The sequence below is a fragment of the Stenotrophomonas ginsengisoli genome (genome assembly GCF_001431485.1).
Taxonomy (GTDB): Bacteria; Pseudomonadota; Gammaproteobacteria; order Xanthomonadales; family Xanthomonadaceae; genus Stenotrophomonas; species Stenotrophomonas ginsengisoli.
Genome location: NZ_LDJM01000031.1, coordinates 11811 through 24064, shown reverse-complemented (window position 1 = coordinate 24064; position 12254 = coordinate 11811). Strand labels below are relative to the sequence as shown.

The 12254-nt window shown below is 66.8% G+C and carries 7 protein-coding genes; all 7 read left to right on the top strand.

Annotated elements, in window-relative coordinates; all coding sequences use genetic code 11:
- The first annotated feature begins 36 nt into the window (after positions 1 to 36).
- The 7 genes from ABB30_RS11970 to ABB30_RS11940 all read left to right on the top strand — a co-directional run bounded on the left by ABB30_RS11970 (position 37) and on the right by ABB30_RS11940 (position 12212).
- Complete coding sequence (locus ABB30_RS11970; protein WP_057638550.1) at positions 37 to 894, top strand: HpcH/HpaI aldolase/citrate lyase family protein; 858 nt, start codon at positions 37 to 39, stop codon at positions 892 to 894.
- A gap of 28 nt (positions 895 to 922) precedes the next feature.
- Positions 923 to 3289 carry a sodium:solute symporter family protein gene (locus ABB30_RS11965; protein WP_057638549.1) on the top strand — a complete coding sequence of 789 codons (2367 nt, stop codon included), beginning with the start codon at positions 923 to 925 and terminating at the stop codon, positions 3287 to 3289.
- A gap of 83 nt (positions 3290 to 3372) precedes the next feature.
- Positions 3373 to 4248: a LysR family transcriptional regulator gene (locus ABB30_RS11960; protein ID WP_057638548.1), complete on the top strand. Its 876-nt coding sequence runs from the start codon at positions 3373 to 3375 to the stop codon at positions 4246 to 4248.
- Positions 4249 to 4487: 239 nt separating this feature from the next.
- Positions 4488 to 6668, top strand: coding sequence for a TonB-dependent receptor (locus tag ABB30_RS11955; RefSeq protein ID WP_057638547.1), 2181 nt, complete (start codon positions 4488 to 4490; stop codon positions 6666 to 6668).
- A gap of 91 nt (positions 6669 to 6759) precedes the next feature.
- Entirely contained in the window at positions 6760 to 8061 is a 1302-nt protein-coding gene (locus ABB30_RS11950) for a serine hydrolase domain-containing protein (protein ID WP_083489853.1), read from the top strand.
- Positions 8062 to 8151: 90 nt separating this feature from the next.
- A complete protein-coding gene (locus ABB30_RS11945) occupies positions 8152 to 10341 on the top strand; it encodes a formylglycine-generating enzyme family protein (protein ID WP_057638545.1) in 2190 nt (729 codons plus the stop codon).
- Positions 10338 to 12212, top strand: a complete 1875-nt coding sequence (locus tag ABB30_RS11940) for a glycoside hydrolase family 127 protein (RefSeq protein ID WP_083489852.1) — start codon at positions 10338 to 10340, stop codon at positions 12210 to 12212. The genes ABB30_RS11945 and ABB30_RS11940 overlap by 4 nt, the downstream gene beginning before the upstream one ends.
- Positions 12213 to 12254 lie beyond the last annotated feature (42 nt).

The following is a 12254-nucleotide window of genomic DNA, read 5'->3' as shown; positions in this document are numbered from 1 at the left end:
CTCCCAGCGCGGATCACCACCGCAAAGGGTTGTGCCATGAGAAGCAAACTGTTCGTTCCCGGCGCCCGGCCGGAGCTGTTCGCCAAGGCCCTGGCCGGCGACGCCGATGCCCTGTCTTTCGACCTGGAGGACTCGGTCCCCGAGGCCGGCAAGGAGGCCGCCCGCCAGGCTATTGCCGGTTTCCTGACCGACCCGGCGCTGGCGGCCAGCAGCAAGTGCGTGATCGTGCGCACCAACGCCCCGGACAGCCCGCATTTTGCCGCCGACCTGGCCGCCATGGCCCAGCCGCGGGTGGACCTGCTCAATATCCCCAAGCTGGAGACCGCCGCCCAGGTGCAGGCCATTGCTGCCGCCCTGGAGGCCGCCGAACAGGCCAATGGCATCAGCCGGCCGATCGGCCTGCTGCTCAATGTGGAAACCCCGGCCGGCCTGCGCCACGCCGCCGAGCTGGCCGCTGCCCACCCGCGCGTGGCCGGCCTGCAGCTGGGCCTGGCCGATCTGTTCGCGGTCAATGGCGTGGCCCGCACCCCGGCCAATGTGCATGCGGCCCTGTTCGCGCTGAAGATGGCCGCTGCGCAAGCCGGCGTGTTTGCCTACGACAGCGCCTGGCCCAACGTCAGCGACCAGGACGGCTTCCAGACCGAGGCCGGGCTGGCCCGCGACCTGGGTTTTCTGGGCAAGAGCTGCATCCACCCCAAGCAGGTGGCCTGGGCCAATGCCGTGTTCAGTGTCAGCGAGCAGCGCCTGGACGAGGCCCGCCGCATCGTTGCCGCCGCCGCTGCAGCCGAGACTTCCGGCCGTGGTGCCTTCCTGTTCGAAGGCCGCATGATCGACACCCCCTTCCTGCGCCAGGCCCAGATGTTGCTGGCCGCCGACCGCTCCTCCACCTGCTGATCGCCTGCCTGCGCCGGATTGCCTGACCATGACCCGTGTCTGTTCCTTTGTATTGACCAGCCTGCTGGCGCTGATCCTGCTGCTTGTCGGCAGCACCACCGCGCAGGCCGATTCCAGCCTGACCACGGTACGCGATGGCCAATTGCCGGCCACCCAGGCCGAGGCGGTGTTCGCCCTCGGCGGCCACCTGCTGGCCCGCCACGACGGCCAGCTGCAGCTGCTCAGCGCCGACGGCAAGAGCTGGCAGGCCGTGGCCACCCCGGCCGGGCTGCAGCCGGCGCAGATCCGCAGCGCGGTCAGTGCCGGTGCGCAGCACTGGTTGCTCATCGATGACGCCCCGGCGCAACTGCTGCCGGTACGTGTGCACAGCGAGCAGCTGCAGCCCGGCGCGGCACTGGCCCTGCCCGAAGGCCTGCAGCAGCCGGTGCTGGGCAGCCTGGGCGATGAAGTGATGGTCGCCGGGCTGGGCAGCGATGGCCTGCCGCAGCTGCATGTGGCCGATGGCCAGGGCCGCTGGCGCAGCCTGCCGGCCTGGCTGGGCAATGCCCCCCCGCTGGCCGTGCAGGGCAGCCGAGGCGTGATCTACCTGGCCGACACTGCCGGCCAGTGGCAAAGCTGGAGCAAGGACCACGGCTGGCAGCTGCTGGCGCCCGCCGATGGCCAGATCCTGCCCGGCTCGCTGCGCACCCTCGGCCAGGCCCACCTGCTGATGCTGGTCAAGCAGGCCGACGATGCCGTCGTGCTGCGCAGCTTCCACACCATCACCGGCGCCTGGTACAGCATCCAGACCCTGCCGGCCGGCCCGGCCCCGCAGCAGATCGTGAGCCGCGGCAACGGCCTGGCCTGGCACCAGGACGGGCAGTGGCTGAGCAGCGAGGTGGAAGGCAGCAAGCACCTGCTGCGCAACCTGGACTGGGTGGTGATCGTGCTCTACCTGCTGGCCATGCTCGGCATGGGCCTGTGGTTCTACCTGCGTGACCAGAACTCCAACACCGCCGATTACTTCGTCGGTGGCCGCTCCATCCCGTTCTGGGCGGCAGGCATCAGCCTGTATGCCACCAACACCTCCTCGATCAGCTTCATCGCCATTCCGGCCAAGGCGTTCGACACCAACTGGCAGTACCTGACCAACAACCTGATGGCCGTGCTGGGCCTGGTGTTCGTGGCGATCTGGATCGTGCCGATCCTGCGCCGGCTGGACCTGATGAGCGTGTTCTCCTACCTGGAAACCCGCTTCCACCCGGCCATCCGCCTGCTCTCCAGCGCGCTGTGCATCATCATGCAGATCGGCGCACGCATGAGCGTGATCCTGTTCCTGCCGGCCCTGGCCATTTCCACCATCACCGGCCTGGATGTGGTCTGGTCGATCATGATGATGGGCGTTTTCACCATCATCTACTCCACCATCGGCGGCTCCAAGGCGGTGATCTGGACCGACGTGGTGCAGGTGCTGGTGATGTTCGGCGGCGCGTTGTTTGCCATCGGCTACGTGTTCTGGAGCTCGGGCGCCAACCTGCCCGAGCTGATGTCGGCGGCCAGCGCGCAGAACAAGACCCAGATCTTCGATTTCAGCTTCGACCTGACCAAGGCCACCGTCTGGGGCTTCATCTTCCTGGTGGTGTTCGACGTGGTGCTGACCTTCCCCAAGGACCAGGTGCTGATGCAGCGTGCGCTGTCGACCAAGTCGGACAAGGAAGCCGGGCGTTCGATCTGGGCCTTTGCCGCGATCATGATCCCGGGTGGTTTCGTGTTCTACGGCATCGGTACCGCGCTGTGGATGTACTACCGCGACAACCCGGAGCGCCTGAACCCGCTGCTGCCCATCGATGCCACCTTCCCGCTGTTCATCGCCGCTGAACTGCCGGCCGGCGTCACCGGGCTGATCATCGCCGGCATCTTCGCCGCGGCCATGTCCACCCTGTCCTCGATCATCAACTCGGTCGGCACCCTCATCTCGGTGGACTTCTACCAGAAGCTGGCCAAGGCCCCGGATGAGAAGACCGCGGTGCGCATCGCCGAATGGTCCGGCGTCGGCGTCGGTGTGATCGGCATCGTCATCGCCCTGGTGATGAGTCGCTATGACATCAACTCGCTGTTTGACGTGTCCATCGAGCTGGCCGGCCTGCTCGGCGGTGGCTTTGCCGGTGCCTACACCCTGGGCATGTTCACCCGTCGCGCCAACGCCCCGGGCGTGGCCATCGGTGTCACCGGTTCGGTGCTGATCACCCTGGTCTGCTGGTGGTTCAGCCTGGTCCACCCGTACTTCTACCTGGCCATCTCCATCGCCCTGTGCATCGTGATCGGCTATGTGGCCAGCCTGCTCTTCCCGGCCCCGCAGCAGTCGCTGGAAGGGCTGACCATCCACGGCACCAAGAAGCAGCAACAGCCGTCCTGAGCCAGCCTGCCCCGCCCGGTCGAACCTGCCGGGCGGGGGATGCTGTAGCCTTTGCCAACTTTGTCTGACCCGGATTTGCCAAGGTGGAAACGCAGTTCATCAACACCTTCGTCACCGTAGCCGACCGCGGCTCGATGGCCGCTGCCGCGCGCAGCCTGCACATCACCCCGGCCGCCGTGGCGCAGCAGATCCGCACCCTGGAACGTGAACTGGGCGCGCCGCTGATTGCCCGCGCCGGGCGCACGGTCAGCGTCACCGAGGAAGGCGCACGCATCCTGGAACGCGCCCGCGGCCTGCTGCGCGATGTGGCCGACCTGCGCAGCGTGGCCAACGAGAACGGGCTGTCCGGCGAGCTGCGCATCGGCGCCTGCCCCACCGCCCTGGCCGGCCTGCTGCCGGACATCCTGGCGCGGATGGTGGAAAGCTTCCCGCAGATCAACGTGTTCATCCGCCCCGGCTATTCGGCCGACCTGTACCGGGCGGTGGAGGAAGGCGACCTGGATGCGGCCATGGTGCTGCAGGCTCCGTTCGCCCTGCCCAAGACCTGCGACTGGCAGCTGCTGCGCGAAGAGCCGCTGGTGGTGCTGGCACCGCGCCATCTGGCCCATATCGACCCGCACACCCTGCTGCGCGAACAGCCGCTGATCCGCTACGACCGCCACGAATGGGGCGGGCGCAAGGCCGATGAATACCTGCGCCGGGCCGGCATCGTGCCGCGCGAACGGCTGGAGCTCAACGCCCTCAATGCGATTGCGGTGATGGTGGACCGTGGCCTGGGTGTGTCCCTGGTGCCGGACTGGGCCCAGCCCTGGCCGGCCGGCATCGATGTGGCCCGCCTGCCGCTGCCCCTGCCTTCCGAACCACGCCGGATCGGCCTGGTCTGGTCGCGTTCTTCGGTACGCCTGCGCCTGGTCAATGCGCTTCTGGACGAAAGCAAAAATTGCTTGAGCAAGGACTGAAACAAATATCCACTGCCTTTTTGCCGCAATGCAACAGGGCACAAGGCAGAAATGCTTCACTCAGAACACAGCAACGGCCCGTTTCTTGTCATCGCCCTGACGCATAGGCTTCGCGCCAACGTATGGGGCGCGGGCGATGTGTGCACGCCCCCCGATGACCCTCACTGGGCCCACCGGCCTGACCATCGCACCAACCAGTGTCGTCTGGGCGGTGTTTACTGCACTACCGGGGAAGAGAAATGATCAATCCGTTGTCCGCCGCGATCAGCACCATCCTGCTGGCCACCTCCATCGCGCCGGCCCTGGCCCAGGATGCCGCCGGCCAGGCCACCGATCTGGACCAGATCATCGTCACCGGCAGCCGCACCCCGGTCGCCATCGAAAAGGTCCCGGGCGCTGTCACCCTGGTGACCGCCGAGCAAGTGCAGCGCAACCTCAACCTGACCGAAGACGCCACCGCCGTGCTGGCACGCATGGTGCCGGGTTATTCGGAATCCTCGCAGGCGATGAGCAACTCCGGCGAGACCCTGCGCGGCCGCATCGCCCTGCGCCTGTTTGACGGCGTGCCGCAGGGCTCGCCGCTGCGCGAGGGCAACCGCAACGGCACCTTCACCGACATGGGTGTGATCGGCCGCATCGAGGTCATCAACGGCCCGTCCGCTGCCGAAGGCATCGGCGGTTCCGGCGGCGTGATCAATTACCTGTCCAAGAACCCGGAAGTGGACGGTCACCAGACCACCGTGTCCACCCGCTACGGCACCCAGTTCAAGGACGACAGCGCGACCAAGAAGGTCGGCGTGACCCACACCTACCGTGGTGATGCCGCTGACTTCGTGGTGTCCGGCGCCTACATCGACCGTGGCATCAGCTACGACGGCGAGGGCCGCCGCGTCGGCCTGAACACCTCCGGCTCGCTATCCGACTCCTACTCCAAGAATCTGTTCGTCAAGGGCGGCTACAACTTCGGCGAAGGCCAGATGCAGCGCATCCAGGCCACCTACAGCAACTTCATGATCCGCGGCAAGGCCAACTACATCCCGGTGGAAGGTTGCCGCTTCGACCCGGTCGAGTGCCCGGTGCCGAGCACCAACACCGCCGAGAAGGGCTCCATTGCCGGCTCGCTGGCCGAATTCAACGAATTCGAACAGGTGGCCGTGAAGTACACCAACGCCGATTTCTTCGGTGGCGACCTGAGCGTGGATGCCTACTGGGCCGACCAGGCCATGCGTTACATCCCGGAAAACGGCAGCGACCGCCAGCTGGTCAAGCCGGCCCCGCCGGAAGCCGAGCGCATCTGGGACCAGTCGGAAATCGTCTCCGACAAGAAGGGCCTGCGCGTGGGCTACGGCTACCACGACCTGGCCGGCGTGGAAGGCCTGCGCCTGCGTGCCGGCGTGGACTTTGTCGAAGACACCGCAGCCCAGCGTCTGGCCCTGACCAACCGCCTGTGGGTGCCGCCGATGGAGTACACCTCGCTGGCCGGCTACGCCCAGCTGAGCTGGGACATCGGCCCGGTGACCCTGGATGCCGGCGTGCGTCGCGAAGACGGCGAACTGAGCATCGACAGCTACACCACCGTGGCCTTCCGCGACCACACCCCGGTGCAGGGCGGCAAGCTGGACTACAAGGCCACCATGCCCAACTTCGGTGCGATCTGGCGCATCAATGACCAGTTCTCGGTGTTTGCTTCCTATTCGGAAGGCTTTGGCATCGCCAACGTCGGCATCCCGCTGCGCAACATCCAGGCCAACAGCCCGTGCAAGGCCGTGTCCTGCGTGGCCGACCTGGACCCGCTGATCACCGAAAACCGTGAAATCGGCTTCAACTGGCGCGGCGCCCGTGGCCAGATCGGTGCCTCGGTGTACAAGTCCGAGTCCGAGTTCGGCTCGTCCCTGAGCGTGGATGAGGCCACCGACGACTTCATCCTGACCCGCGCCCCGGTCGAGATCGAAGGCTTCGAGTTCAACAGCGCCTGGACCTTCAACGACCAGCTGCGCGGCACCCTGCTGTACTCGGCCATCCGTGGCCAGACCAGCTACCACACCGGTTCGGCGCTGGCCAAGGAAATGGGCATCCTGGACATTTCCCCGGACAAGGTCACCGCCTCGCTGACCTGGACCCCGAACGACAAGTTCGATGCCACCCTGGGCGTGACCAAGACCTTCTCGCGTGACCTGACCGAAACCTGGGTCTCCCCGGTCAACGGCAACACCTACGGCAACGAGGAAGACACCTATGGCTACGCGCTGTGGGACCTGACCGCCAACTACGACCTGGGCACCTACGGCAAGCTCTCGGTGGGTATCGAGAACCTGCTGGACAAGCAGTACGTGCTGACCTGGTCGCAGCTGCCGGGCTGGCAGAACTACTTCGCTGGCCGTGGCCGCATGGTCTCGATCAGCCACACGATCAAGTTCTGATCGTGACCCTGTAAAAAAGGCGCCACCGGCAACGGTGGCGCCTTTTTTGTGTTGACGCCCATCGCCACCACCACGCGACAGGACGACGCCCATGCGCCTGCACCAACGTTTGCTCATCGCCATGCTCACTGCCAGCTGCGCTCTGCCCTGTGCTGCCAGCGATCGCTGGCAGGCGCTGGATGACTACCTGCAGCAGCGTACGACGGCCAGCGGTTTTCCCGGCGCCGCTGCCCTGGTCGAAAAAGACGGCCGGCGCGTGTTCCAGCGCCACTATGGCCACCAGGACATCGCACGTACGCTGCCCATGCGCGATGACAGCCTGTTCCGCATTTACTCGATGACCAAGCCAGTGGTGTCGGTGGCGGTGCTGCAGCTGCTGGAACAGGGCCGGCTGCAGCTGGATGACCCGCTGTCGCGCTTCTTGCCCGCCTTCGCCGATAGCCGCGTGCTGGTCGAGCCGGCCACCGGCGGCGTGTACAGCCTGCCGACACCGCGCCCGCTGACCCTGCGCCACCTGCTCACCCATACCAGTGGCCTGAGTGCCGATGACGGCCAGCACCCGGCCGCTGCGCGCGCCATGATTGCCGCCGAGGTCGACTCCGCCGGCTCGCTGGCCGAACTGGCCACGCGTCTGGCTATCGTGCCCCTGGCCGACGCTCCCGGCACCCATTTCCATTACGACGGCAGCAATACCCACCTGCTGGGGCGGGTGGTGGAAGTGGTCAGCGGGCAATCGCTGGCTGACTACCTGCAGCAACACATCTTCGCCCCGCTGGGCATGTCCGATACCGGCTTTGAGGTACCGGCCGACCAGCGCCATCGCGTGGTGGACCTGCCCTCCGGCAATGCCGGGGCCCTGGTGCTGGCCGATACCCACAGCGCGCGCCATCCCGGTGAGCGCCTGAACCGTTATGACAACGGCGCCGGCGGCCTGTATTCGAGCGCCGCCGACTACCTGCGCTTTGCCCGCGCCCTGCTGCACGACGGCAGCGATGCCGGCCCCTCCCTGCTCCGGGCCGAGACCTTGGACCTGATGATGCGCGACCAGCTCGGCAGCGCCTTCGGCGCGCCGATTGCCGGCTTCAGCGTTGGGGAAGGCTTTGGCCTGGGCGGCTATGTGATCACCGACCCGGTGGCCCGCGGCCGCCTGGGCAGCGTGGGCCAGTTCGGCTGGTCCGGCGCCGCCTCGACCTGGTTCATGGTCGACCGTGAACAGCAACTGGTCGCCATCCTGCTGATGCAGTACGTCGGTGACGGCCAGATCAATCGCCTGCCTTCGCCCTCCACCGGCTTCTACAACCACGTCTACCGGGCGCTGGAAGCGGTGGAGGCGACACAAAAGGCAGGAAAAGTGGCCGGTGATGGCGGCCAAAGCGTTTTCCCCCCTCGTTAGACTGCTGCGGTGCTACGCCTGTAGCGCAGGCCTGCCCGGGCCTGCCACACCGCCGGCGCCCCCCTTTCGCTTCCCGTTTTGGCCAGACCCATGACCAGCAGCTACGAACTTCCCGATTACGACACCCAGCCGGCCGATTACGGCCGTGAGCCGATGCGTACCGAGTACAAGTTCTCCCATGTCACCACCCAGCGTTACCTGCCCACCCCGGGCAAGGCACCGGCGTGGCCATTTTCCGACATCGGCAGCTGGATGATCGATGCCAATGCCAGCGCGGGCGATTGGCTGACCGAGCTGCGCGACTGGCGCACCGAGCACCTGGTGCGCCTGGGCTATACCGACGTGAACTACCGCCGTCCGGAACTGCAGTGGGCCCAGCGCAATTTCGTCCACGCCCAGATGATGGTCGAGGACCGCTACTTCTATGACGTGGAAACGGCGCAGTACACCGTCGACAAATATCTGGATGATCTGATTGCGCGCTTCGGCGGCCTGGATTCGGTGCTGATCTGGTACATCTACCCGAACATCGGCATCGATGACCGCAACCAGTTCGACCTGGCCCACACCCTGCCCGGCGGCATCGATGGCCTCAAGGCCGCGGTGCAGGCCTTCCAGGCACGTGGGGTCAAGGTGTTCCTGCCGGCCAAGCCCTGGGACCACGGCACCCGCGATCCGGGCGTCACCCATTGGGACGGCCTGGCCGAGATCATCAAGTACACCGGCGCGGACGGCATCAACGGTGACACCTTCAACGGCGTGCCGCGCGCCTTCTTCGACGCCTGCGATGCCAACGGCAACCCGGTGGTGGTGCAGCCCGAATCGACCATCAGCTCCGAAGAGCAGCTGATCTGGAACGTGCAGAGCTGGGGCAAGAAGGCGCCGGACGGCCCGGTGCCGCCGGTGTCCAAGTGGAAGTGGCTGGAGCCGCGCCACATGGTCAATTACGAGAACCGCTGGGGCCGCAACCGCAACCACGACCTGCAGTACTGCTTCTTCAACGGTATCGGTTACAACGCCTGGGAAAACATCTGGGGCATCTGGAACCAGTTCACCGACCGTGATGGCGAGACCCTGCGCCGCATCGCGCGCATCTACCGCCAGTTCCCGCAGCTGGTGGTGGCCATGGACTGGGCGCCCTACCAGGTCTGCCTGCAGGGCGGCATCTTCGCCAGCGTGTTCCCGGTCGATGGCCTGGCCCTGCGCACCTTCATCAACCGCTTCGAATACGACGTGTGCGGCGAACAGATCGCCATCGAGCACGCCGAAGGCACCCGCTATTTCGATATCTGGAATGGCCGTGAGCTGCACCCGGCCGTGCGCAACGGCCAGGCCTTCCTGTCCTTCGACATGGAAGCGCGTGGCTTCGGCGCCGTGCTGTCCGTGGCCGCCGGCACCACCGTCGATGGCCTGGAGGATTTCATCGCCCTGACGGCTGAAGCCAACGCCAAGCCGCTGTCGGCCTATTCGGGCGCCTGGAAGGCACTGCCGCAAGCCATCGTGGATATCACCCCGACCGCCGCCAGCGCTGCTGCTCCGGCAGGCATGCTGGCCATCCCGGGCGGTGAGTTCGTGTTCGCCGTGGGTGGTGTGGAGATCGAAGGCTTCAACTGGGCCGGCCAGGACGTGCAGTACCCGTGGGAATCGGTACCCCGCCGCCACCACCGCCAGGTGATGGACATCGCGCCGTTCCATATCGATCGCCACCCGGTCACCAACGCGCAGTTCAAGGCCTTCATCGACGCCACCGGCTATGCGCCGGCCGACAACATCAACTTCCTCGCCCACTGGGTCGATGGCGCGCCGCGCGCCGGCTGGGACAACAAGCCGGTGGTGTGGGTGTCGCTGGAAGATGCCCGCGCCTATGCGGCCTGGGCCGGCAAGCGCCTGCCGCACGAATGGGAATGGCAGTACGCCGCGCAAGGCAACGATGGCCGCACCTACCCGTGGGGCAACGACTGGGATGCGGCGATGGTGCCGCGTACCAATCGTGGCCGCCGCATCCTGCCCGCCGACGATGTGGGCAGCTTCCCGCAGGCGGCCAGCCCGTTCGGGGTGGAAGACCTGGTCGGCCACGTGTGGCAGTGGACCGAGGAATTCGGTGACGAACACACCCGCGTGGCAATTCTGCGCGGCGGCTCCAGCTACCAGCCGCAGACCTCGCACTGGTACTTCCCCCAGGCCTACCGCCTGGACCAGCACGGCAAGTACCTGCTGATGGCCCCGGCCAAGGACCGCAGCGGCATGCTCGGCTTCCGCTGCGTGGTGGATGCGCAATGAGCGCGGCCATCACCTACGGCCAGCAGCTGATCGCCCCGGCCAGCGTGCAGCTGGGCGGGATCTTCGGCGACATGCTCAGCGCCAACCGCAGCGGGCGCCTGTCCACCTTCATCGTGGATGAGACCAGCCCGTCGATCAGCATCTTCGGCCAGGCCCACAAGCAGCAGAACCAGGAAGGTGACTGGTATGGCGAACACGCCGGCAAGTGGCTCTCGGCCACTGCCCGCGCCGTGGCCCAGGGCAACCAACCGCAGCTGGCGGCCAACCTGCGCCGCGTCGCCGACTGGCTGATCAGCCAGCAGGATGCCGACGGCTACCTGGGCAACTATGCCGCCGACCGCCGCTTCACCGTGCCGCAGCCGCCCAAGCCGGAAAGCTGGAACGGCGAGCCGGCGCTGCGCACCTGGGACATGTGGACCCACAGCTACCTGCTGCTGGGCTTCATCGAGACCTGGCGTGCACTGGGCGATGACAGCTACCTGCAGGCCGCCTGCCGCATTGCCGACCTGTGCTTTGACACCCTGGACGGTGGCATCGACATCACCACCCTGGGCAACCACCACGGCATGTCGGCCACGGTGCTGCTCGACCCGGCTGCCGACCTGTACCTGATCACCGGCAACCCGCATTATCTGGCCCTGGCCGAGAAGGTGCTGGAACAGGCCAATGCCAACCCGCGCCTGGCCCTGCTGGACAAGGCCCTGGCCGGCGAAGACCCGGCGTTTATTGCCACCGGCAAGGCCTACCAGCTGTGCTGGAACCTGGTCGGCCTGGCCAAGCTGTACAAGGCCACCGGCAAGCCGGCCTACCAGAGCGCCATCGACAACCTGTGGCAGCGCATCGCGCAGCACCACCTGACCCTGGGCGGTGGCCCGTGGGGTGGCGTGGCCCACCGTTCGCGGGAAGTGTTCAACGCCCCCAAGACCTTCTTCCCGCAGGCCTATGTGGAAACCTGCTCGGTGCTGGCCTGGATGCAGCTCAACCGCGAGCTGCTGGCCATCACCGGCCATGCCCGCTATGCCGATGCGATCGAGCGCACCGCCTACAACGACCTGCTCGGTGCCATGGCCCCCAACGGCGAGGACTGGTGCTACTACACCTTCCCCAACGGCAAGCGCGTGCACACCACCTACTGGCGCTGCTGCAAGTCCTCCGGCGCGATGGCGGTGGAGGAGCTGCCGCAGGTGGCCTATGGACTGGCCGCCAATGGCGATATGCGGGTGAACCTGTACGGCCCCGGCCAGGCCACCCTGCAGCACCCGCAGGCCGGCCAGGTGACCCTGGTGCAGACCACCACCTACCCGTTCGCCGGCCGCATCGAGCTGGAAGTACAGCCGCAGCACGAAGCCGCGTTCGGCGTCGGCATCCGCGTGCCGTCCTGGGCCGCCAGCATCGAGCTGTGCATCAATGGCATCTGCCAGGGCGAGCTCGGCACCGGCAGCGATGGCTTCATCACCCTGCAGCGCACCTGGCAGGCCGGTGACGTGGTCAGCATCGCTCTGCCGATGCAGCCGCAGCTGCACCATGCGGCCAACATCAACGTGCAGGAATCACGCGCCCCCGATGGCTCGCCGGTGGCCCAGGAAGTGCTGCGCTGGGAATACGTCGGCCTGACCTACGGCCCGCTGGTGTATGCCACCGGCCTGATCGACGGCTACAAGACCGAGGAAACGGTGATCCTGCCCGACGCCCCGCCCAGCCAGTGGCTGCAGGTGGGCGAGGATGCCGGTGAGGGTGCCGTCATCAGCATGCAGCTGCAGTGTCGTGCGCCGCTGCAGTTCGTGCCCTGGTACCGCTGTGGCGGCCGCCAGCACGATGCCTGGCGACTGGCCTGGCTGCCCCTGGTTCCGGCCGGCATCCGCGCAGGCTGAGCCTGCCTGACCCGGCCTTCTGTCTCATCGCCGCCGGCAGCG

Bases quoted from the DNA above. Each gene is read 5' to 3' on its own strand.
- ABB30_RS11970 (WP_057638550.1), top strand. From the start codon at position 37: ATGAGAAGCAAACTGTTCGTTCCCGGCGCCCGGCCGGAGCTGTTCGCC.
- ABB30_RS11965 (WP_057638549.1), top strand. From the start codon at position 923: ATGACCCGTGTCTGTTCCTTTGTATTGACCAGCCTGCTGGCGCTGATC.
- ABB30_RS11955 (WP_057638547.1), top strand. From the start codon at position 4,488: ATGATCAATCCGTTGTCCGCCGCGATCAGCACCATCCTGCTGGCCACC.
- ABB30_RS11950 (WP_083489853.1), top strand. From the start codon at position 6,760: ATGCGCCTGCACCAACGTTTGCTCATCGCCATGCTCACTGCCAGCTGC.
- ABB30_RS11945 (WP_057638545.1), top strand. From the start codon at position 8,152: ATGACCAGCAGCTACGAACTTCCCGATTACGACACCCAGCCGGCCGAT.
- ABB30_RS11940 (WP_083489852.1), top strand. From the start codon at position 10,338: ATGAGCGCGGCCATCACCTACGGCCAGCAGCTGATCGCCCCGGCCAGC.